We start from the raw sequence: 22,527 nt of genomic DNA on the forward strand, positions 1-22,527 counted from the left end.
CAGTAACTGGAGGCACATCCCATGACCACCTTCGTGGACCGCGTCGAACTGCACGTCGCCGCGGGTAACGGAGGCCACGGCTGTGCCTCCGTCCACCGGGAGAAGTTCAAGCCGCTCGGCGGCCCGGACGGCGGCAACGGCGGCCGGGGCGGCGACGTGATCCTCACCGTCGACCAGTCCGTGACCACGCTCCTCGAGTACCACCACTCCCCGCACCGCAAGGCCACCAACGGCAAGCCCGGCGAGGGCGGCAACCGTTCCGGCAAGGACGGCCAGGACCTGGTCCTGCCCGTGCCCGACGGCACCGTGGTCCTCGACGGCGCGGGCAACGTGCTGGCCGACCTGGTCGGCCACGGCACCTCCTATGTCGCCGCGCAGGGCGGCCGGGGCGGCCTCGGCAACGCGGCGCTGGCCTCCGCGCGGCGCAAGGCCCCCGGTTTCGCGCTGCTCGGGGTGCCCGGAGATGTCCAGGACATCCACCTGGAGCTGAAGACCGTCGCCGACGTGGCGCTGGTCGGCTACCCGAGCGCCGGCAAGTCCTCGCTGATCTCCGTACTGAGTGCGGCCAAGCCGAAGATCGCCGACTACCCCTTCACGACCCTCGTCCCGAACCTGGGCGTGGTGACCGCCGGCGAGACCGTGTACACCGTCGCGGACGTCCCCGGTCTCATCCCCGGCGCCAGCCAGGGCAAGGGCCTGGGCCTGGAGTTCCTGCGGCACGTGGAGCGGTGCAGCGTGCTGGTGCACGTCCTGGACACGGCGACGCTGGAGTCCGAGCGCGACCCGGTCTCCGACCTGGACGTCATCGAGGCCGAGCTGAGCGAGTACGGCGGCCTGGACAACCGGCCCCGGATCGTGGTCCTGAACAAGATCGACGTGCCGGACGGCAAGGACCTCGCCGAGATGGTCCGCCCGGACCTTCAGGCGCGCGGCTACCGGGTCTTCGAGGTGTCCGCGGTGGCCCACATGGGCCTCAAGGAGCTGTCCTTCGCGCTGGCCGAGCTGGTCGCCGCGGCACGTGCCGCCCGGCCGAAGGAGGAGGCCACGCGGATCGTCATCCGGCCCCAGGCCGTGGACGACGCGGGCTTCACCGTCACCCGCGAGGAGGACGGCCTGTTCCGGGTGCGCGGCGAGAAGCCCGAACGCTGGGTGCGGCAGACCGACTTCAGCAACGACGAGGCCGTCGGCTACCTCGCCGACCGGCTCAACCGCCTCGGTGTGGAGGAGCGGTTGATGAAGGCGGGCGCCCGCAACGGCGACGGCGTCGCCATCGGTCCCGAGGACAACGCGGTCGTCTTCGACTGGGAGCCCTCCGTGTCGGCCGGCGCCGAGATGCTCGGCCGCCGCGGCGAGGACCACCGCTTCGAGGCGCCCCGCCCGGCCGCCCAGCGACGCCGGGACCGCCAGGCCGAGAAGGACGAGGCGGACGGGGAGTACGAAGGGTTCGACCCCTTCGCCTCGTAGGAGACCGGCTCGCGGCGTCGTGGCCGGTCAGCCGGCGGGTACCGGCTCCGGCAGCGGCCACGTCATCGCCGACAGGTCGACCCAGCCCGGCAGCACCTCCATGCGCGGCAGCGACAGCGTCAGCACGCCGCCCTCGGAGATCTGCAGTGTGGCCACGTTGAGAGTGGACGCCGGCAGCGTCTGGAGCAGCGCGACACCGCGATGCGTGCGGGCCGGGCTCACCGCGGTGTCCAGTACGGCGCTGATGGGCGTCGTACTGGAGGTCCAACGGGACCCGAACCCGCGGCCGTCGACTGTGGCGACCGTACCGCCGAGTTCGACGCGGTCGCCGTCCAGCCGGTAGCGGGGCGGGAGGCCCTGGGCGGTGACGGCGGGGTTGAGCGGCAGTTCCCGCCACTCGCCGTCGGCCGGCCGGCTCCCCTCCAGCGGCAGCGGCCGGGGAGCGGCGAGCCGGTCGCCGAGGGAGCCCGCCTTCGCCGCCGTCTGCAGTGCGGCGTCCCGGCGGCTCGTGACGAACTCCCGCAGGACGTCGTCGCGGATGCCCTGGTAGAGCCTGTGCACGTCGGGCAGGAGCGCCGCGACATCCAGGTCGGGCGGCGCCTCGGGCAGCCTCCTGAGGAAGCCGAGATAGGTGAGGGCCGCGTAGCGCTCCATCAGCCGTCGCACCTCGGGGCCGTGCCGCGTGCCCAGGTCGAGCAGGTGCAGGTTGAGATCGAGGTGGTCGCGGTAGTTGCCCGCGTTCCGTCGCAGCGAGTCCATGATCGAGGAGCCGTCGCCGCGCTGCCGGTACACGTAGACGGGGCGGTCGAGCAGGTTCACGCGACGGGCCGACAGCAGGGCCGGGACGCTGAACCAGGCGTCCTCGAAGAGCACACCCTCCGGGAAGGCGGCCTTGGTGCGCCGCAGGAACGGCACGGAGAACAGCTTGTTCCACACGCTCGCGGAGAACACCAGGTCCGGGTGGTCGGTGATGCTCCCGACACACCGGTCACCGGCGCCGAAACAGCGCTTCCAGCGGCCGTACGGCCGCAGCGGCACATTGGTGAAATCCGCCACGACCAGGTCGGCGTCGTTGCGCCGGGCGGAGGCCAGCATGGCGGAGAGCCCGTCGGGCACCAGCACGTCGTCGGCGTCGGCGAAGGCGACATGGCCGGCACGGACCTCGCGCAGACCGCGGTTGCGGGCGGCCCCGGGACCCTTGTTCGGCTGGGTGATCAGCTGCACGTGCGGATGCCGGCCGGCGAACCCGGCGAGCAGCTCGTGGGTGCCGTCCGTCGACCCGTCGTCGACGAGGATCACCTGAGTCCGGTCGAAGCCGTCGAGGGCGGCGACCGACGCCAGGAAGGACGGCAGGTGCTCCGCCACGTTGAAACATGGCACGACGAGTGCGGCGTCGTGCGGGCGCTGGTCCGTCACCGGGGGCTCCAGTACTGGAAGTGCGGGGGAGGGCCGGCCCTTGTCGGCCGCCGGTCGCGGCCGGGTCCGGAAACACGCCGACGCCGGTCTCCGGGGTGCTGGGAGACCGGCGCGGCGGCGTACTGGTACGAGGGGGCGTCAGGCGTCGGCCGGTGCCCTCACCGCGACCTGCTCCGGCACGGTGGGCGCGGGGTCGGCCAGGATGCGGTTGTAGGAGGCCATCGCGCGCTCGAAGTCGCGGGTCGACAGCATCAGCTTGTAGATGATGGCCAGCTCGAACAGCACCAGCAGCGCGCCGGCCACGATGGTCACACCCATGATCGCGCCCACGAGCGGGCCGATGATGAACACCGCCATCTGAAATTCGATGCCGCTGACCAGGTGGGTGCGGATGCGGTGGTTGATCAGGAAGTCCCGGATCTTCGCGTAGTGCGTGAACCGGCGGAGGAACGACTGCTGCGTGACGACGCCCAGCGCGGGGGCGTCGGCCTTGCCTGCGGACGAGCCGCCCTCGGCCTTGTCCTCCTCGACGGCCTCGAAGCCCGCGGGCTCGTCCCTGGCCTCGGCGGCGATGCGCTCGGCCAGACCCTGCTGGGGCGCGGGAACCTGGGTCACCTCGGCGACCTCTTCGGCAGCCTGCCGGAGCTTGGCCCGCATACCCTGGCGCACCTTGAAGATCTGCAGCGCGTCGATGTAGCGGAGCGCGTCCAGGAACACGACGACCAGGGCCAGCCAGACGTAGGCCACCTCACCGGTACGCTCGTACTGGCCGCTCATGAGGGCGATGGCGCAGATGAGGACCCGGATGCGGTCGAAGACGTAGTCGAGCCACGCGCCGAACTCGGAGCCGTTGCCGGTGAGGCGGGCCAGCTTCCCGTCCATGCAGTCCAGGATGAAGCTGACGTGGTACACGGCCGCGCCGACGACCAGCCACAGCCACTCACCCTGGGCGAAGCAGGCCGCCGCACCTATGCCGAGCACGAGCGCCGCCCACGTTATCTGGTTCGGCGTGACCCTGGTCCACTTGGCCGTCCAGCGCACCAGCGGCGTAGCCACCGGATCGACGAGGAGGACGGTCCACCAGGCGTCCCGCTTCTTCTCAGTGCGGCGGCGCACTTCGGCGAGCGGAGGTATGTCCATGGTTGGGGGGAAGCCCTTTCGAGGGGGTCCTCGGCGAGGCACCGAGGAGCGCGCGGAGGTGGTCGGTCGTGCCGCGAGATGTCACCGCTGGGCGGGTTGGGCGCGGCCAACGATACGCCGTTCTCTCAGACTTAAGACAATGGTCTGCCGCGGATGGTTGCGGTGCTCACACAGCCCTGTGTGGTGAATCACATGTGACTGGATGATAAGCGGACTTGTGTCCGTCTTGGGGGCAAATTTTGGAGGGCTTGACACGCCCGGTGAGTTAATCTGCTCAACAGTCGGTCGCTGCCCCGCGATGCTCGGCCTTTGCCGCCCGACACGGCCTCGTGGCATGGTCCCCCGGGAGTCTCCGTGCCGCGCTGGCCGAGGTTCGAGTGGCCTCCACGGCGCGGGAGGTGTGATCTCCGACTTTCATCCCTGGTAATGGAGGCGTGATGTCCCCGCGCGTGGATGCTGTACCGAGCATCACCGTCGTCGTCCCCGCGTACAATGCCGCGGCCACTCTTGGCCGGGCCCTCGACTCCCTGGTCGTGCAGACGTGTCAGGATCTCGAGGTCCTGGTCGTCGACGACGCGTCCCAGGACAGCAGCCGGGTGGTCGCGGAGAGTTACGCGGACCGGATCCCACGCCTGAGGCTCATACCCAGGCAGACGAACAGCGGAGGCGTGGGCGCCCCCCGAAACGACGGAATCCGTGCCGCACAGGGCGAATACGTCATGTTCCTCGACTCCGACGACGAACTGCCCGTCAAGGCATGCGAGCTGCTGCTGGAATCGGCCCGGAACACCGGGGCGGACATCACCGCCGGCCGCGCCCACCGGATCAACCCGCAGCGCGGCACCACCCAGGTGTGGCAGCCCCTGCTCTACGGCGCCGACCGGAGCGTGGACGGCATCCGGAACTGGCCCGAGCTGATCAACGACCCCATCGCCGCGGCGAAGCTCTACCGGCGGGACTTCCTGCTCGGCAACGAGATCTTCTTCCCCGAGGGCCTCTTCTACGAGGACACCTTCTTCTCGGCCAAGTCCTACACGCTCGCTTCCGGGATCACCGTCCTCGCCGAGCCGGTCTACCGGTGGTATTGGGAGGACGCACAGGACGGCTCCGCCTCGATCACCAACCGGCGTGCGGAGATACGCAGCATCTCCGACCGGGTCGAGGTGCACCGGCGGGCGGACGCGTTCCTGCGCGACGCCGGTGCCGAGGAGGTCAAGACCTACAAGGACGCCCGCTTCATCAGCCATGACGTGAGGCTCTACGGCAAGGAGCTCCGCTCCGGCGACGAGCGGTACCGCACAGCCTTCCTCGACATCGTCTCGGAGTACCTGACCGAGATCGACGAGCGGGCCTACGCGCTGTGCGGGCCGCTGGACCGGGTGCGCGCCTTCTACCTCCGGCACCGGCTGGCCGACGCCGCCCTCACGGTCAGCGACTTCGAACAGCGGCGCGGCGTCATCTCCACCGACCTGGTGCGCCGGGGGGACCGCGTGTACTGGTCGGCCCGGCACGCCGATCTCCCCGGCGCGGACGAGTACCTGGACGTGACCGAACTCGGCCTGCAGGACGAGAAGTTCGAGACCTCCAAGCTGTTCAACCAGGTCACCTCCCTCGCCGCCGACGGCGGGACGGTCACGTTCGAGGGCCGGATCCTCAACCAGTTCCAGCGCATCAGGCCCGACGACGACCTGCGGCTGGCACTGCACGTGCGCGCCAAGGACACGGGCGAGCGGATCGTCGTGGACGTGCCGGACGTGCGGGTCGACGAGTCCCACATCACCTACCGGGTCTCCCTCGACAGCGGTGCGGCCGCGGCGGTTCTCTCCTCGCCCAGCCTCGTCAACCTGAACGTGCAGGTGCTGTGGGAGGGACGCAAGCACACCACGGCTATGTGCGTGCACGGCGTCGACCTCGCGCCGCTCGACCACGTGCTGAAATCCGCCGGCCTGTGGGCGGACGTCACGGGCAGCGGCAACATCGTCTGGCGCCCCGTCGGCCAGAACGTCGCCAAGACGGCCGCACGCGAGGCGCCGAGTCCGGAGCACTGGCAGTGGTGGCGTACGGGCGAGCTGCCGGCGAAGGTTCCCGCGCCCGCCGCGCCCGCCGTGAGCGTCGTGGTCTTCTGCACCGGATACGGCGACGACGCGCTGCGGGCCGCCCTGACCTCCCTCGCCTGCCAGAAGGAGTTCGGCCGGACGCAGGTGCTCCTGGTCACGGCAGGTGCCGACCCGGACACGCCGGTCGCCGTCGAGTTCGCCGACCGCTACGGCAACACGAGTGTCGTCCGTGTCGAGGACACCCGTGCCGGCCAGGACGTGCGGCACCTGGTACTCGACCGGCTGGCCGGACCGTACACGGCCTTCATGGACGGATCCGGAGTGCTTGCCGAGGGCGCGCTGACCAGGCTCCTCGCCGGGGCGGCCACGGACGACCCCGACGTCGTCGTGGCCGACACCTGGCAGGACTCGGAGGTGCTGGTCGAGGCCGACACGTTCCTACGCGGGTGCTTCACATCCGGCGACCGGACCGTCGACGGCCTCACCGACGCCCCCGAGCTGCTTTTCGCCGCCTCGCCCGGCGGCAAGTTGTTCCGCTCCGACCTGCTGCGCGAACACGGCTTCCACGTCGGGGACGGCTGGGACCTCGAACACATCACCTTCGTCGCCACCCTCCTGCTGGCCGCGCGCCGCATCCGGGTGACCGACGCGCTCGTGTACGGCGTCACCGCCGAGGCCAGGGCCGGGTTCGCCACCCGCAACCGCCTCGAGACCGCCCGGGACCTGCTGGCCCTGCACCAGTCGCTGCTGGACGCCCACGCGGCCTCGGGGCGCGAACAGCGGGCGGCGCTTCAGCGCTTCGTGGCCGGAAGCTTCCACCCGTACCTGGCGAGCCTGCCCAAGGCGGGGGTCGTCGAAGAGCTGGAGGCGCTCTTCCCGCGGCTGCGGACCCTCTACCGGGACATCCCGGACGACGTGGTCCTGGAGTACGCCGGCCCGAACGCCTCCCTGCTCCCGCACCACGCCGTGAAGGCCGGCAACATCAGGCTCTTCGCCCGGCCGTTCGAGGAGCCCCGCTTCCTGCCCGAACTGGCCGTCGCCGATCCCGTGGTCTTCCGCCGAACCGAGGGCGACGTGGACGATTCCACGCTGCTGCGCGTCGAAACCCCGTCGGCGCAGGCGGAGTCCGTCCGGGTCGTCGACGACGTGTTGCGCGTAGAGGGTTTCCTCGCGCTCGACCAGGTCGACATCGACGAGGACTTCGGCAACCGTCTGGAACTCGTGTTCACCGCGCCCGGTGGCCGGGAACGCGCCGTGCGGGCGCGGCAGGTGTACCGGCGCGACCGCTGGCACATCCGCAAGCAGCGGGACCTGTACAGCGGCTGGCGGGCCGACCTCGGCCCCGACGAGCTGTCGGCGCTGCACGGCGGCGCGTACTCCCTCTCGGTGCGACTGCACGGACCGGGCGGTTTCGTCGACATCCCGGTGACGAGCCGGCCGGCGTTCCACCGTTTCAAGGGCGTCGACCGCATCGGTGCCTTCCGCTACGAGGTGTCGGCGGACCCGGAGGGCAGGGCACACGTGAGGGTGGCCCGCGGGCGCTCGGCCGCGGGCGTCGCCGACAGGCTGCGCCGCCTGGGCCGTGAGGCCGGCCGGATCGCCGCGCGCAGGCCCGGCTGGCTGCTGCGGCTGCTCTACTGGCTCACCCGGCCCGTCCTCGCCCGCCGGAACATCTGGATCGTCGGCGAGCGCCATGACACCGCGCAGGACAACGGCCACCACTTCTTCCGCTGGGTGCGCCAGAACCAGCCCCGGCGCAACGTCTACTACGTCATCGACGCGAAGGCGGCCGACCGTGCGAAGGTCCAGGACTGCGGCAACGTCCTCGCCCTCGGTTCGCTCAAGCACCGGCTCTACCTGCTCAACGCCACGCGGCTGATATCGCCGTACGACCTGGAGGCGTATCTCGCGCCGCCCAGCATGAGCAAGGTCAACTACCTGCGCATCTTCGGCGACCTGCTGAACTACCGCCGGGTCTTCCTCCAGCACGGCGTGACCTACAACGACGTGTCGCAGTCCGCACACCGGCAGGCCACGAGCGTCGACCTGTTCGTGGCCGCGTCCGAGGACGAGGCCGCCTACATCCGCGAGGAGATGGGCTACGCGCCCGACGAGGTGCAGGCCCTTGGCTTCCCCCGGTTCGACAAGCTGCAGCCGATCGAGGGACCGCGCACCGTGCTGCTCATGCCGACGTGGCGCCGCGACATCGTGGTGCCGTCGTACAACCGCAGACTGCGGCCGCGGGTCCAGTTCGCGGCCTCGGAGTACTTCCGGTTCTTCTCGCAGCTGCTGGAGGACGAGAGGCTGCGGGCCGCGCTGGAACGCGCCGACGTCAAGCTGGAGTTCTACCCGCACTACGAGATCCGCCCGCACCTGCGCCACTTCAAGGTCGACCACCCCAGCATCACCGTCGCCGACCAGACCAAGCGTGGTGTGCAGGAGGCGATGAGGCAGTGCTCGCTTCTCGTCACCGACTACTCGTCCGTCTTCTTCGACGTGGCCTACATGGGCAAGCCCCTCGTCTACGTGCCCTTCGACGAGGACGACTTCTACGGCCGGCACTACCGCCGCGGCTACTACGACCTGACCCGTGACGGGTTCGGACCGGTGTGCCGGTCGGTGGAGGGGGCCGTCGACGAGATCGTCGCGGCGATAGACCGCGGGTTCTCGGTCGGTGAGCCGTACGCCCAGCGCGTCGAGCACTTCTTCGGCCAGCGCGACACGGAGAACTGCGCGCGCGTCTTCAGGGCCGTCGACGGGCTGGACACACGGCGCCACGGGAAGGGATGACTCAGGCATGTGGATGATCACGGGCGGTGCCGGCTTCATCGGAGCGCACGTCGTGCGCGCGATGACCGAGGGCGGCCGGCAGGTCGTGGTGTACGACGACCTCTCGACCGGCAGCCGGGCCCGGGTGCCCGAAGGTGTGCCCCTGGTGGTCGGCAGCGTGCTCGACGGGTCCCGGCTGGACGCCGCGATCCGTGAGCACGGCGTGCGGGGCGTCGTGCACGTCGCCGGCAAGAAGCAGGTCGGCGAGTCCGTGCAGCGCCCCTTCTACTACTACCGGGAGAACGTCACCGGCCTGCAGACACTGCTGGAGACGATGACCGCGAACGGAGTCGACCGGCTGGTCTTCTCCTCGTCGGCCGCCGTGTACGGCATGCCGGACGTCGACCTGGTCACCGAGGAGACCGACTGCCGGCCGCTGAGCCCGTACGGCGAGAGCAAGCTCGTGGGCGAGTGGCTCATCAACGCCGCCGCCCGTGCGCACGGCCTGCGCAGCGCCTCCCTGCGGTACTTCAACGTCGCCGGTTGTGCCGGTCCCGAACTGGCCGACACCGGCGTGTTCAACCTCGTCCCCATGGTCTTCGAACGCCTGGAGGCCGGCGCGGCACCACGGATCTTCGGGGACGACTACGCCACCCCCGACGGCACGTGCGTACGCGACTACATCCACGTCGAGGACATCGCCTCCGCCCACCTGGCGGCCGCCGTCCGGCTGGAGTCGGCGGCGGAGGGCACCGCCCTCACGCTCAACGTCGGCCGGGGTGAGGGCAGCTCCGTGAGCGAGATGGTGGACCGCATCCTCAAGGTCGCCGACAAGCGGGGCGTCGACCCCGAGGTCACCGACCGCAGGCCGGGCGACGCCGCCCGCGTCGTCGCTTCGGCCGACCGCATCCGCGCGGAACTCGGCTGGTCGGCCCGGTACGGCCTGGACGACATGATCGAGTCGGCCTGGCAGGGCTGGTGCCGCCGGCATGCGTGACTCGGCCGGCGCGTGACGGGCTCGGCGTACGGCCCGGGTCCCGGACGGGCTTCGTGACGGTCGTCCGCCCCCGCGACAACCGCAGCCGGGTCCGGCGCGGTGCCGGATCCGGCTGCCTCATAGACGACGACGCGCGGGGGAAGCCGCTCCGGGCGAGCGGTCCTCAGACCTCCCGCGCCTGCTCCAGCATCAGGTCCACGACGCGCGCCGCGGCCCTGCCGTCATCGAGTTCGCAGAACAGCCGCTGGAAACGCCGGTAGCGGTCCGCGTACTCGGCCGACACCTTGTCCAGGTCGCCCAGAGCGCTCACCAGGTCCTCCGAGGTACGAATCAGGGGGCCCGGGGCGTCGTTCTCGAAATCGAAGTAGAAGCCGCGCAGTCTGTCCCGGTAGTGCTCCAGGTCGTACGTGAAGAACAGCATGGGCCGCTTCAGGTGCGCGTAGTCGAACATCACCGAGGAGTAGTCGGTCACCAGCACGTCGGCGACGAGATACAGGTCCGCGATGTCCGGATACTCCGAGACGTCGTGTACGAAGCCGTTGCCCGCGCCGGGAATGCTGTCCACGACGTTGGAGTGCCGGCGGATCAGCAGTACGTGGTCGTCACCCAGGCGCGCGCGGGCGTCCTCCGTATCGACGCGCAGGTCGAACTTGAACTGCCCCTGCCGGTGCGACAGGTCGTCCCGCCAGGTCGGGGCGTAGAGGATCACCCGCTTGTCGGACGGCAGACCGAGCCGCTCCTTGATCTCCCGGGCGCGCTCGGCGAGATCCGGCGCGTAGAGGTAGTCGTTGCGCGGATACCCGGTCTCGATGATCTTCCCGTCGAAGCCCATGGCCCGCTTGAGGATCGGCGTGCTGAAGCGGTTGGAGGACACCAGCATCGTCCAGTTGCGGGCCTCCTGGATCAACCGCTCGTGGTACTGGGGGTCGAACTTCGGCGCCTCGATGTCCAGGCCGATCTTCTTCAGCATGGTGCCGTGCCACGTCTGCACGATCACCTGTCCCGGGCGGCGTTCCATCCAGTGCGGCAGGTGGGCGTTGGTGACGATGTAGCGGCAGCGGGCCAGGGCCTCGTACCACTCGGTGCTCCAGAACCGCACCTTGCGCGCGGTGTCGGGCAGATCCACCTGACCGTCCCGGACGAGCCACAGGTACTCCAGGTCGGCCCCCCGGCGCAGCAGCTCCTCGTGCATCGCACGCGGGGAGTCCGAGTACTGCTTGCCGTTGTAGCTGACGAACAGCACCGCGTCCCGCAGCGGCTTGCTCCGGCCCGCTTCGTACACGTCCTTGCGCAGCCGCTCCTGACGGTAGGCGCCGCGCTCCAGGACGGAGAGGTCGGACGGGCAGTGCAGTTGCGGGAAGTTGTACCAGCGGGACTCGAACTCGTACTCCCGGTCCTTGGCGGTGCCGAGCACGGGGAAGGCGCCCACGGCGAGCCGGTCGACGAGGAACGGGATGTCGTTGCCGTGGGGAGTGCGCAGGAAGAGGTTCCAACGCCCGCTCCTGAGCGGCAGCGTCCCGTCGGGGCCGGACATGGACGCGGGGGTGAACTCGGCGCTGAACGAACCGTCCGGTGACGTCCGCAGGGCCACGGTCTTCTCGTCGAACCGGTCCCGTGCCTTGACGACGAGGTCCGCTCCGTCGATGTCGGCTGCGGTCACGCCCTCAACGACATAGCGGTCACCGCTCCAGCGCACCGAGGTGATCTTCGCCTGCAAGGGGCGGCCGGAGAGCTTCAGATAGCCGTTGTGCCCCGAGACCAAAGCGATCTCGTTGCGGTCGGCGTTCTCCGCGAGGGACGCCGGAAGCCGCATCTCCCCGTCCGCGAGTCCCTCACGGACCACGGTCGAGAAACGACGCTCGCCTCCGTCGGGAGCGACCGCCACGAGCTGCGTGCTCCAGTTGCGCCGGGAGGCCGCCGCGGGGTCGGCTCCGCCGGCGGCGTTCTCCTCCTTCACGACGTCCTGGTGCTCCGGCAGCAGGGCGACGTCCCGCATGGGCACCCGCACGGTGAACGGGGTGTGCGCGCCCTCGGCCGCGCTCAGCGTGACGGGGTAGTGCAGCCGTTCGCCGCTCTTCTTGTTGGTGACGCGCAGCGAGACGCTCTCACCCTCGCCGAGCGGTACGCGGATCTCCCCGTCGATCTCGATGTCCGCGCCGGCGGCCCGGTGGCCCGTGACCAGCGCGCGTACCCGCTCGACGGTGAGCCGCAACGCTCCCCTGGCCGGTGTGGGCAGCAGGCGGAAGTTCTCGTCGAGCCACTGGTAGGGCGGGTGGTTGGCCCGCGACGGCCCCTTGACCTGGACCGCGCGCTTGCGCAGGAGACCGGAGGTGGCGATGCCGATGCCGACCCGCCAGGTGCCCTCTTCCCACTGGGAGCCCCTGCGGAGCTTGAGGGGGTCGAGGTCCGCCTCCCAGCCCGACCAGTCGTGGTTGGTGTGCCGCCCCCCGGACAGCGACGTGGCCTCCGGGACGTAGGTGTTGCGCAGCCGCAGGACCGTGGCCCTGCGGGAGCCGTCCTTCTTCAGCACGAGTATCTTGGCCGCGCTGCGCCTGCCGGCCTGGTCGATCCGATCGATCCACGCATGCCCGGCCAGCCGCAGTCGGCCGCCGTCCCAACGGATGTCCTGCAGCGGAGCGTGCAGCCTGAGATCGGGATCGATGCGGCGCGCCCTCTTCGGCAGGCGGGTGGCGGCCGTGTCCAGCACCGGGTGGTCGACGTACTTGCGGACGAGGCCGGTGATCCGCACGGCGTCACCGCGCCGCTCCGCCTTGATCAGTTCCACGAGGTCGTCCAGCGCGTGTCTGCGGACGAGCAGCCACATGATGCGGGCGGTTGCCGGCAGCTCCATGACCACGCGCGGGTCGACCTGGTCCAGGTACTTGTTGATCACACGCAGGAACTCGGCGCGGAACTCCGCGTCACCGTCCGGCAGGACGTTCAGGAAGATGCGCAGGTCGCCGGTGAGAGCGGTGTGGTCGTACGCGTGCTTCAGCTCGGCGCTCGACTCGCCGGGCCGGGAGGCGAGGAACCGGCTGACGGCCTCCACGGCCGCGGCACGGTCCCGGACGGCCTTCGGCTCGGTCCGGCGCTGGGTGATGGAGGGGGCGGCTTCGCCCTCGCGCAGCCGCCAGTAGTACGTGGGCTCGCTGATGATGTCCACGGCTTCGGCGAGGAACTGCGCCGGGAGGATCACCGGGACGTCCTCGTACAGCACGCCCTCGGGGAAGGAGAGGCCGTGCTTCTCCCAGAACGAGCGCCGGAACACCTTGTTGCAGGCTATTCGGTCGGTCAGCAGCTTCCTGTTCCGGGATATGTGCGTCCGTTTGACCGCACCGCCGGCGAGGATGCGGTGCATGGGCGACTGCCAGATCTTGGTGCTGTTGATGTGCTGGACGTTGCCCGTGACGAAATCCGAGCCGCTGTCGTCGAGACTGTCCACCATGAGCCGGTAGGCGTTCGGCGGAATCATGTCGTCGCTGTCCACGAAGGCCACGTACTCGGACCCGGGTGCCAGCCGCGTCATCCCCGTGTTCCGCGCCGCGCCGAGACCGGCGTTCTGCTTGCGGATCAGCCGGAACCGGGAGTCGCGGGCCTCGTAGTCGGCGGCGATCGAGGCCGAGTCGTCCGGTGAACCGTCGTCCACCATCAGGACCTCGATGTCGCGGAAGGTCTGCGCGGCCAACGAGTCCAGGCAGGCGGGGAGATAACGTTCCACGTCGTAGATCGGGACGATGACACTGAGCCGAGGGGCCATGGCTTGGTGCGGTTCCTTCCGTGGTCAGTCCCGCTCGACCGGTTCGAGCGCCTGGGTGGGGGCCGGGGCGTGGGAACGGTCGTCGAACGGAACGACGGGCAGCAGGCTCTCCTCACCCAGGAAAACACGTCGTACGACTCGTTCCGCCGCGTGCCCGTCGTCGAATTCGCAGAAGCGCCTGCGGAAGCCGTCCCGGCGCTTGGTCGTCTCCGGGCTGTCGTACGCGCCCGAGGCGAGCAGCCCCAGCAGTTCCGCCTGGGTGGTGGCCACCGTGCCGGGTGGTTCCCGGAGCAGGTCGAAGTAGGTGCCGCGCACCGTGGAGTAGATGTCCCAGTCGGGAACGTAGCTGATGATCGGGCGGTCCAGGACCGCGTAGTCGAACATCGCCGAGGAGTAGTCCGTGATCAGGGCGTCGGCGGCGAGGTACAGCTCCTCCACCCGGGCGTGTCCCGAGACGTCGACGACACGGCCGGTGCGGCGCGACTCGTCGACGTGCGGCGCGCTGCCGTAGAAGTAGTGGCCGCGCACCAGCAACGTCACGTCCGGACCGAGTTCACGGGCGAACCGGGCCAGATCCAGCGGGGAGGTGAACTCCGGCTGGTACTCGCGGTGGGTCGGCATGTACAGGAACGCCTTGACGCCGTCGGCCAGTCCGAGCGCGGCACGGGCCGCGCGCACGTCCTCGGCGGTGGCGTTGACGAGGACGTCGTTGCGCGGGTAGCCGGTCTCCAGCGTGGTGTACGGGCAGGGGTAGACCCGCTCCCAGATCACGGTCGAGAAGCGGTTGGCGCTGATGCTGTAGTCCCAGCGGTCGCACCGCTGAAGGAGCTCGTCGAAGTCCATGTCGGTGGAGGCCGGGTACTTCTGCTGGTCCAGGCCCATGGTCTTCAGCGGTGTGCCGTGATGGGTCTGGACGTGGATCTGGCCCACGCGCTTGACCACGGAGTCCGCGAAGTTCACGTTGTTCACGAGGTACTTGGCACGGGCCAAGGCCGCCCAGTACTCGCGCGAGCCCACACGCACCACCCGTACGCCCTTGGGCACCCGGTCCGCGTGGTCCGCGTGGACGGCCCAGACACGACGCAGGTGCGGCGCCCGCCTGGCCAGTTCGGCGTCGATGGCGGCCGGGTTGCAGGAGACGCCGCGGCTCCAGTAGGCGGAGAACAGCACCAGGCTGTCGTCGAGCGGAAGCCGGAGCTGGGACTGGTAGAAGACGCGCATCGCGCCGCTCTTGGACCGGTTGACCGCGGCGCGGACGCCCTTCTTCACCCGTTGGCGCGCCTTCACCGCGGCGAGCGCGCTCACCAGGGCCGTGTAGGCGTCGCGCTCCAGCATCGCGTACTTGTGGCCGCGACCGCCGCCCGGCCGGGTGAAGCCCTCCGGCACGCGGGCGCGGTAGTTGGCGGCCGCGCGGTGGAAGAACTCCGCCCGCGCGGTCGGCGGCAGCCGGTCCGGACGTTCCAGAATGGTCAGGTAGTGGTCGATCATCTTGCGGAACAACGATCCGCGCCACTCGGCCAGTTCCTCGTGCTCATCGAGGTAACCGAAGATGCGCTCGTACTGCTCGAAGACGTCGAAGTGCTTGCGGCTGACCGTCTTGAGGATGTTGCCGCCCTCACGCCGCTGCCGGTAGTACACACAGACCCGGTCCAGCACGGCGATCCGCTCGGCGCTGACCAGGAGGCAGAACGTCCAGGGCGCGTCCTCGTAGTAACCGGGAGGAAAGGTGAGCCCGGTACGGGCGATGAAGTCGCGTCGGTACGCCTTGTTCCAGACGATCTGGAGCAGGTCCAGCAGTTGCGGACGGTCGGCGAGGGAGAACACGTCCGGGCCCTTGTGCTCCAGCAGGTCCGCCCGCTGATTGCGGGTGACCCGGCCGTTCCAGTAGGTGCGGGCGTAGTCGTGGACGAGCAGTTCGGGATCGTCCGTGGCCCCGAGGCGGTCCGCTATCGCCGTGAGCGCACCCGGGGCCAGGGTGTCGTCACTGTCCAGGAACAGTACGTAGTCGCCCTGCGCCCTTTCCATGCCCGCGTTCCGCGCGCGGCCCAGTCCCACGTTCTCCGTGAGGTGCACCACCCGAATGCGCGCGTCGTGCCTCGCGTAGTCGTCGAGGATGGCTCCCGAACCGTCCGGCGAGCAGTCGTCGACCGCGATGACCTCGAAATCGCCGTAGTCCTGCCCGAGTACCGAGTCGAGGCATTCGGGCAGGTAGCCCTGCACCTTGTACACCGGGACGATGAGGGAGAACCTGGGCATCCTTGCAACCTGTTCGCAGGGGGAAGCTGTCCGTGCGTTGCCGCGTACCGTAGCGGGAGAGCCTGTGATGCGAGGCCAAGCGTAACGGGCCTGTTGATGGGGTATGTCCGATCTTGCCCTAACGGATCTTATGAGTATCCACACATGAACCCGGGATTCCCACAGGGCTGTTTCAACTTCTGCTCACGCCCCCGAGCCGGTCCGGCGGCGTGACGGACACTCTCAACGCCCGCCGGGCAGGGCGGTGGTGTCGCTTCCCGCCCGGGGGCCGGGTACGGAGAGGTCCGCGGCGAGGCGCTCGGCCCTGCGGGCCCGGTGGGCGCCCGCCTCCGCGCACAGGTCCCCTACCGCACCGGCGAGGCGCTCCTGGGACGGCGGTTCGGCCGGGCCCAGCAGACGCAGGGCCAACGCGGCGCGCTCCCCGGCCAGTTCGTCGAGCTCCGGATGCCGCACCGTCTCCAGCAGCGCCGCCACCCCCGACGCGTCCGGCGCCAGCACGGTCGCCGCCGCCACGGTCGGGAACGACTTGCGGAACACGTCCTCGCCCAGCGCGCTGGTGTTGGCCACCGCGTACGGCTTGCCGCTCGCCAGGAAGTCGCTGATCACGCTCGACACGTCGCTGATCAGCACGTCGGCCCGGTTGAAGCAGGCGTAGAGCGGCGGCCGGGCGTCCGTGACGACCTGGTGCTCCCAGTCGGGCAGCGAGGCCCAGTACGCCTCCTCCCACGCGGCCGTCGCCCGCCGGACCGCCGCGGCCCGCCCGGGTTCCGGCGCCGGCTGCCGCAGCATCCGTTCCACCTGGTCAGCCGCCGACCGGAAACCGGCCGCGGTGAGCCGGTCGAGCTCCGCCGCCCGCCGCGCCAGGCCGTTGGCCGCCGACGCGTCGGGGCGGGGCCCGCCCCGCTCCCGGTTCGCCGCCCGCACCAGCTCGCGGATACGCAGATCGGCGGCCCGGGCCCGCGGGTCCACCGACCCCGTCAGCGGGTGCGGCTTGTACAGCAGCCGTACGCCCGGGTCCGCGAGCAGCGCCCGCACCAGGTTCTCGCCGGCCTCGACCACCGAGGTGTTGCCGGGGTTGCCGTCCCAGCCCTCCCAGGTCGGCGCGTACAGGACGGTCGTGAACGCCCCGGGCGCGGGCGGCCCCGCGTACGGCAGCACGGTGTCCAGCTGCGGGCGGCCGATCTCCACCACGTCCTTGTCCTCGACGCCGACCTCCGCCAGCGCGTACCGCTCGCGCGCCGCGGGACCCGCCACCCACACCTCGTCGTACGCCTTGGCGTACGGGTTGCACGAGGACAGCTTGTCGCTCTCCCCGTGGTTGACGAACGCGTGCTTGATCGTGGGGATGCGCAGGACCTGCGAGGTCTTCCCGGAGTTCGAGGGGTGCAGGAGGACGCGGAGCGTGGAGTGCTCGAGGCGCATCAGCGTGGACACCTTCGGCAGGCACACCACCGGGATGTCGGTCGCCGCGATCCGCTGCACCATGAACCGCTCCCGCAGCACGATCACCGGCCGCCCCTCCAGCCGCGCCAGTGGCTCCAGCCACATGTTCGCCTGGTACGCCGAGGACGCCCCGCCCGAGAAGTACAGGCCGACCGTGGGCCGGTACTCCGCAAGCCACGCCTCGAACCAGTCGAGCACCTCCTGCTCACCCGCGGGCCGGCGCCCCGGCAGCAGCCGCAGCAGCAGCGTGCCCAGGCCCATCAGCGCGACCGCCAGGGACAGGGCGAGCCCGGCCGCCCCGTACACCGGCGCGTCGGTCGCCGCCGTCGCCAGCAGCCCGGCCGTCGCAGGCAGCCCGAAGGCCGCCAGCCGGTGCCCGGGGCGGCGCAGCAGCACCGGAGGGGCCGGGCTCAGCCGCAGTGCCGAGGCGTCGATGTTCCGGGTCACCACGGGCAGCGTCCGGGTGTGCCGGACCAGGACGGACACCGCCTGGATCGCCCAGTGCAGCGCGTAGAAGACGAGCAGACCGGCGACGAGCGGGGCGTACACCCCCTCCCGGTGCTGCTCGCCGAGGCGCAGCAGGCCCACCACGAGCAGCAGGTCCCGCAGCACGTGCCGGACCGTGACATCGGCGTGCGACTTGGCGAACAACGACACCATGCCCTGCTGCCACCGGTACAGCGCCCCCTCGGCGGCCAGCGAACCGGCGCTCGCCGCGAGCAGCAGCGGCACGTGCGGCAGCAGCGCACCGACGGCCTGCGCGGCGAAGGCGGCCGCCAGCACGCCGAGGACGAGCAGCTTCACGGCGGTCCGCCGCCCGGGCAGGCCGAAACGGAGGCCACGGGGCGGGCGGGGCAACCGGGGCAGTCGGGGGAGACGGCGGCGGGGCGGGGAAAGGGGCACTGCGGTCGCTCCAGGCTCGTCGCGCATCGGACGACCGGGTTAACGCGCGGTGACCGCCCGACGACACGCGCGTGTTGACCGCACCCGTGACGCGGCGGCACGCACGCCCCCTGTCCGCAGCCCGGAACGTGGTGCGGCGCGCGTTCGCCGTCGCGTAGATTGCCTGGCGAGCGCAGGGATCGGCGCGTGTCGACGGGAGAGGCGGACGGGGCCGTGGCAGGGGCAAGGCAGGCCGTGGGCGAGGCCCGCAGGATCGTCGTCAAGGTCGGTTCGTCCTCGCTCACCACCGCGGCGGGCGGCCTGGACGCCGACCGGGTCGACGCGCTCGTCGACGTGCTCGCCAAGGTGCGGGGCGCGGACAAGGAAGTCGTCCTCGTCTCCTCCGGCGCCATCGCCGCCGGTCTCTCCCCGCTGGGCCTGCGCCGCCGCCCCCGGGACCTGGCCCGCCAGCAGGCCGCCGCCAGCGTCGGCCAGGGGCTGCTGGTCGCCCGCTACACCGCCTCCTTCGCGCGCTACGGCGTCCGCGTCGGCCAGGTGCTGCTGACCAGCGACGACATGAGCCGCCGCGCCCACCACCGCAACGCCTCCCGCACCCTGGACAAGCTGCTGGCCATGGGCGCCTTCCCGATCGTCAACGAGAACGACACCGTCGCCACCGACGAGATCCGCTTCGGCGACAACGACCGGCTCGCCGCCCTCGTCGCCCACCTGGTCCGCGCCGACCTGCTGGTGCTGCTGTCCGACGTGGACGGCGTGTACGACGGCGACCCGGGCAGGCCGGGCACCTCGCGGCTCGCCGAGGTGCGGGACATGGCCGACCTCGCGGGCGTCGACATCGGCAGCGCGGGCAAGGCCGGCGTCGGCACCGGCGGCATGGTCACCAAGGTCGAGGCGGCCCGGATCGCCGCGGCCGCCGGTATCCCGGTGGTGCTGACCAGCACGGTCCACGCGGCCGACGCGCTGGCCGGGGGCGACACCGGCACCTACTTCCACGCCACCGGCAAGCGCTCCGCCGACCGGCTGCTGTGGCTCCAGCACGCCTCCACCCCCCAGGGGGCGCTCGTCCTCGACGACGGTGCGGTCCGCGCGGTCGTCGAGGGCCGCAAGTCGCTGCTGCCTGCCGGGATCGCCGGTGCCGAGGGCGAGTTCGCCGCGGGCGACCCGGTCGAACTGCGGGACGGCACGGGCCGGGCGGTGGCCCGGGGGCTGGTCAACTTCGACGCCAAGGAGATGCCCAGGCTGATCGGCCGCTCCACCCGGGAACTGGCGCGCGAACTCGGCCCCGCGTACGAACGTGAGGTCGTACACAGGGACGATCTGGTGATCCTGCACCCGTAATGGGTCGAAACGTCCCCGAATCAGCGGTGGACGTTCCGCAAAACCGCCCCGCGATCTCGCGCGGCCTGCTCAACTTTCCTCAGGGACAAGTCCGGCCGACCACCGGGCCGACCGTGTGCGTGAAGGAGGCCGTCGTGAGCGGAGTGCGCCCTGGGACGGCGGCGTCCCGCGGTGGTACCGCCTCCCGCGGCGGCACCGGCGCGCGCCCCGGCGGCGCCCGGGGCGCGCCCCGCGCGGCCGGCGAGGAGCGCGCCCTGACCAGCGTCGCGGCCGGTGACCGCTTCCGCGGCGAGGAGCCCGAGCACACGCCGCGCCTGTGGCACGTCACCCTCAGTGTCTCCGGCACCCGCGCCCCGCTCACCGAGGTGCGCCGGGCGCTCGAACAGCTCGCGCACGACCACCCCTTCCTGCTGACCAGCAGATACGCCGACGATCACGCGGAAATCCGGTACTGGGAGGAGGCCCGCGACCTGCACGACGCCGCCGCCGTCGCCCTGCGCCTGTGGGGCGAGCACCGGCAGACCGCGGGACTGCCGCCCTGGGAGATCGTCGGCCTGGAGGTCATCGACCGGGCCACCTACCACCAGCGCATCGCCGCCGGATACGGTCCCGCCCCGGCGACTCCCGTCGGTGTCCACCCCTTCTAGGCCACTTCTAGGCCCTGTCGTCGAACCTCCCGTCTGCCCGGCGACGTCATGCACGCACTCTCGCCGTACCGGACCCTGACCCGGGTACATCCGGTACGAGGCCCGGGACCCGGCACGCCGAGAGCACGCACCCGACGCCGCGGGGGCCGCCCTCCGGGCGGCGACGCGAGTTCGACGACAGGACCTGGCGCGTCCCGTGTACCGTCCGCCTGCCGTCCGCAACGCGTGTCTCGGGGTTCGGGACGACCCGTGGGAGGCCCTGCCGGGCCCATTACGCTTCCCTCATGACCACGCTCTCGCCGTACGACTCGATGTCACCCGTCACCCGGGCCGCCTACCGGGCCAAGTCCGCCGCGGCCGACCTCGCGCCGCTGCCGCGGGCCGCCAAGGACGACGCCCTGCTCGCCGTCGCGGACGCGCTGGAGGTCCGTACGAGCGAGATCGTCGAGGCCAACGCCCAGGACGTGGCCAAGGCCCGCGCCGCCGGGACCGGCGAGGCCGTCATCGACCGGCTCGCCCTGACCCCGGAGCGGGTCCGCGCCATCGCCTCCGACGTGCGCGACGTGGTCGCGCTGCCCGACCCGGTCGGCGAGGTCGTGCGCGGTTCCACCCTGCCCAACGGCATCGACCTGCGCCAGGTCCGCGTGCCGCTCGGCGTGGTCGGCATCGTCTACGAGGGCCGGCCGAACGTGACCGTCGACGCCGCCGCCCTGTGCCTGAAGTCCGGCAACGCGGTCCTGCTGCGCGGCTCGTCCTCCGCCTACCGGTCCAACACCGCCCTGGTCCGGGTGGTCCGCGACGCCGTGGGCGGGGCCGGGCTGCCCGCCGACGCCGTGCAGCTGGTGCCCGGTGAGAACCGCGAGAGCGTGCGCGAGCTGATGCGGGCCCGCGGTCTGGTGGACGTGCTCATCCCGCGCGGCGGCGCCTCGCTGATCAGCACGGTCGTCCAGGAGTCCACCGTCCCCGTCATCGAGACCGGCACCGGCAACTGCCACGTCTACGTCGACGCGCAGGCCGACCTCGACATGGCCGTCGACATCCTGATCAACTCCAAGGCCCAGCGGGTCGGCGTCTGCAACGCCGCCGAGACCCTCCTGGTCCACCAGGACATCGCCGCCGACTTCCTGCCCCGCGCGCTGGACGCCCTGGCGAAGGCCGGGGTCACCGTGCACGCCGACGAGCGCGTGCTGGCGTACGCCGAGGACTCCCGGGCGACCGTCGTCGAGGCGACCCCCGAGGACTGGGAGACCGAGTACCTCTCGTACGACATCGCGGCCGCCGTCGTCGACTCCCTGGACCGGGCCGTCGAGCACATCCGGCTGTGGACCTCCGGCCACACCGAGGCCATCGTGACCACCTCGCAGCAGGCCGCCCGGCGCTTCACCCAGCTGGTCGACTCCACGACGGTCGCGGTGAACACCTCCACCCGCTTCACCGACGGCGGCCAGTTCGGCTTCGGCGCCGAGATCGGCATCTCCACGCAGAAGCTGCACGCCCGCGGTCCGATGGGACTGCCGGAGCTGACCAGCACCAAGTACATCGTCACCGGTGACGGGCACGTGCGGCGCTGACCGGCTCGTCCCACCCCTGGAGCGCACGCCGGAGGCATATGTGACGGGCATGCGCCCCCGGGCGTACCCGTGAGCCGATCGGGGCATCTCACCCACCGGATGATTTTCCCCGCCGTCTGCCCAAAACGCCCCCCCAGGTCTACCCTGGAGCTGTGCCGGAGGACGTGGGGGGCGGGCCGTTCCCTGACGGCTGGGAGCCCGACGACGATCACGACCGCGGGGTGTCGGACGAAGAGTTCGCCTCCGTGGTCTTCGACGAGGCCTTCGTGCAGGCGGCCGCGGTGCACGAGCCGACCGCCGTCGAGCGTCTCCTGGCCGCCGCGCAGGCCAGAGCCGAGGCCACCGAGGCGGAGGCGGCCCGCCGCGGCCGCAGCAGAGCCGAGCGCCACGACGACGGGTACGGCGATTTCGGCCATGATCCCGACTTCTACGACCCGGACGACGACCGCGACCTCCTGGACCGCCCGTACGGCGCTCCCGCGGCCTGTGGCAAGCAGGTCCGCTGGCACCGGCCCGTCGCCTGGATGCTCGCCCTCGTGATGGGCGTGGGCATGGTCGCGCTGGCCTTCGTGGCCGTCTACCGGGGGGCGTCCTCGGGCGGCGGACCGCAGCCGGTGCCGCCCCCCGCCTCGACCGGCCCCGAACAGGGCGGCACCGCGACGCCCTCCGCCTCCGCGGACTACTCCCGGCCCGCCGTGTCGGTGATTCCGCGCAGCCCCTGACCTCCCCCGGGGCGGCGCCAAGCTGTCCCAACTTGACCTGCACCGGC

The 22,527-nt window shown here is 71.2% G+C and carries 12 protein-coding genes; 7 read left to right on the plus strand and 5 right to left on the minus strand.

The annotated features are described in order from the left end of the window. Window positions 1–21 precede the first annotated feature (21 nt). Entirely contained in the window at window positions 22–1,464 is a 1,443-nt protein-coding gene (gene obgE, locus ACGFYH_RS00420) for a GTPase ObgE (protein ID WP_393800899.1), read from the plus strand. Window positions 1,465–1,491: 27 nt separating this feature from the next. Here the strand turns inward: obgE and ACGFYH_RS00425 are convergent, their stop codons facing one another. Both ACGFYH_RS00425 and ACGFYH_RS00430 read right to left on the minus strand, forming a co-directional pair. Then, window positions 1,492–2,880 (minus strand): glycosyltransferase family 2 protein, encoded by a 1,389-nt coding sequence (locus ACGFYH_RS00425; protein ID WP_393800900.1) that lies wholly within the window; start codon window positions 2,878–2,880, stop codon window positions 1,492–1,494. 138 nt (window positions 2,881–3,018) lie between these two features. After that, the gene (locus ACGFYH_RS00430) at window positions 3,019–4,020 is read right to left on the minus strand and encodes a CDP-alcohol phosphatidyltransferase family protein (protein ID WP_393800901.1); all 1,002 of its coding nucleotides are present in this window, start codon (window positions 4,018–4,020) and stop codon (window positions 3,019–3,021) included. A 437-nt stretch (window positions 4,021–4,457) separates the two neighbouring features. Here ACGFYH_RS00430 and ACGFYH_RS00435 point away from each other — a divergent pair, with 437 nt between their 5' ends. Next, complete coding sequence (locus ACGFYH_RS00435) at window positions 4,458–8,867, plus strand: glycosyltransferase (RefSeq protein WP_393800902.1); 4,410 nt, start codon at window positions 4,458–4,460, stop codon at window positions 8,865–8,867. A 7-nt stretch (window positions 8,868–8,874) separates the two neighbouring features. Further along, entirely contained in the window at window positions 8,875–9,843 is a 969-nt protein-coding gene (galE, locus tag ACGFYH_RS00440; protein WP_393800903.1) for a UDP-glucose 4-epimerase GalE, read from the plus strand. Window positions 9,844–10,006: 163 nt separating this feature from the next. Here the strand turns inward: galE and ACGFYH_RS00445 are convergent, their stop codons facing one another. From ACGFYH_RS00445 to ACGFYH_RS00455, 3 genes are all read right to left on the minus strand, one after another. Continuing rightward, entirely contained in the window at window positions 10,007–13,600 is a 3,594-nt protein-coding gene (locus ACGFYH_RS00445) for a CDP-glycerol glycerophosphotransferase family protein (RefSeq protein ID WP_393800904.1), read from the minus strand. A 24-nt stretch (window positions 13,601–13,624) separates the two neighbouring features. Beyond that, window positions 13,625–15,856: a CDP-glycerol glycerophosphotransferase family protein gene (locus ACGFYH_RS00450; protein ID WP_393800905.1), complete on the minus strand. Its 2,232-nt coding sequence runs from the start codon at window positions 15,854–15,856 to the stop codon at window positions 13,625–13,627. 222 nt (window positions 15,857–16,078) lie between these two features. Further along, a complete protein-coding gene (locus ACGFYH_RS00455; protein WP_393800906.1) occupies window positions 16,079–18,229 on the minus strand; it encodes a hypothetical protein in 2,151 nt (716 codons plus the stop codon). 207 nt (window positions 18,230–18,436) lie between these two features. On the opposite strand from ACGFYH_RS00455, the gene proB reads away from it, so the two are divergent. From proB to ACGFYH_RS00475, 4 genes are all read left to right on the plus strand, one after another. Next, a complete protein-coding gene (gene proB, locus ACGFYH_RS00460; RefSeq protein WP_393801498.1) occupies window positions 18,437–19,540 on the plus strand; it encodes a glutamate 5-kinase in 1,104 nt (367 codons plus the stop codon). Window positions 19,541–19,653: 113 nt separating this feature from the next. Continuing rightward, window positions 19,654–20,187 carry a hypothetical protein gene (locus ACGFYH_RS00465; RefSeq protein WP_393800907.1) on the plus strand — a complete coding sequence of 178 codons (534 nt, stop codon included), beginning with the start codon at window positions 19,654–19,656 and terminating at the stop codon, window positions 20,185–20,187. 284 nt (window positions 20,188–20,471) lie between these two features. Further along, a complete protein-coding gene (locus ACGFYH_RS00470; protein ID WP_393800908.1) occupies window positions 20,472–21,758 on the plus strand; it encodes a glutamate-5-semialdehyde dehydrogenase in 1,287 nt (428 codons plus the stop codon). Between the two features lie 152 nt (window positions 21,759–21,910). Continuing rightward, the gene (locus ACGFYH_RS00475) at window positions 21,911–22,480 is read left to right on the plus strand and encodes a hypothetical protein (RefSeq protein ID WP_393800909.1); all 570 of its coding nucleotides are present in this window, start codon (window positions 21,911–21,913) and stop codon (window positions 22,478–22,480) included. Window positions 22,481–22,527: the final 47 nt, after the last annotated feature.

This window comes from Streptomyces sp. NPDC048392 (genome assembly GCF_043200575.1).
GTDB lineage: Bacteria > Actinomycetota > Actinomycetes > Streptomycetales > Streptomycetaceae > Streptomyces.

Bases quoted from the DNA above. Each gene is read 5' to 3' on its own strand.
- obgE (WP_393800899.1), top strand. From the start codon at position 22: ATGACCACCTTCGTGGACCGCGTCGAACTGCACGTCGCCGCGGGTAAC.
- ACGFYH_RS00430 (WP_393800901.1), bottom strand. From the start codon at position 4,020: ATGGACATACCTCCGCTCGCCGAAGTGCGCCGCCGCACTGAGAAGAAG.
- ACGFYH_RS00435 (WP_393800902.1), top strand. From the start codon at position 4,458: ATGTCCCCGCGCGTGGATGCTGTACCGAGCATCACCGTCGTCGTCCCC.
- galE (WP_393800903.1), top strand. From the start codon at position 8,875: ATGTGGATGATCACGGGCGGTGCCGGCTTCATCGGAGCGCACGTCGTG.
- ACGFYH_RS00445 (WP_393800904.1), bottom strand. From the start codon at position 13,600: ATGGCCCCTCGGCTCAGTGTCATCGTCCCGATCTACGACGTGGAACGT.
- ACGFYH_RS00450 (WP_393800905.1), bottom strand. From the start codon at position 15,856: ATGCCCAGGTTCTCCCTCATCGTCCCGGTGTACAAGGTGCAGGGCTAC.
- ACGFYH_RS00455 (WP_393800906.1), bottom strand. From the start codon at position 18,229: ATGCGCGACGAGCCTGGAGCGACCGCAGTGCCCCTTTCCCCGCCCCGC.
- ACGFYH_RS00470 (WP_393800908.1), top strand. From the start codon at position 20,472: ATGACCACGCTCTCGCCGTACGACTCGATGTCACCCGTCACCCGGGCC.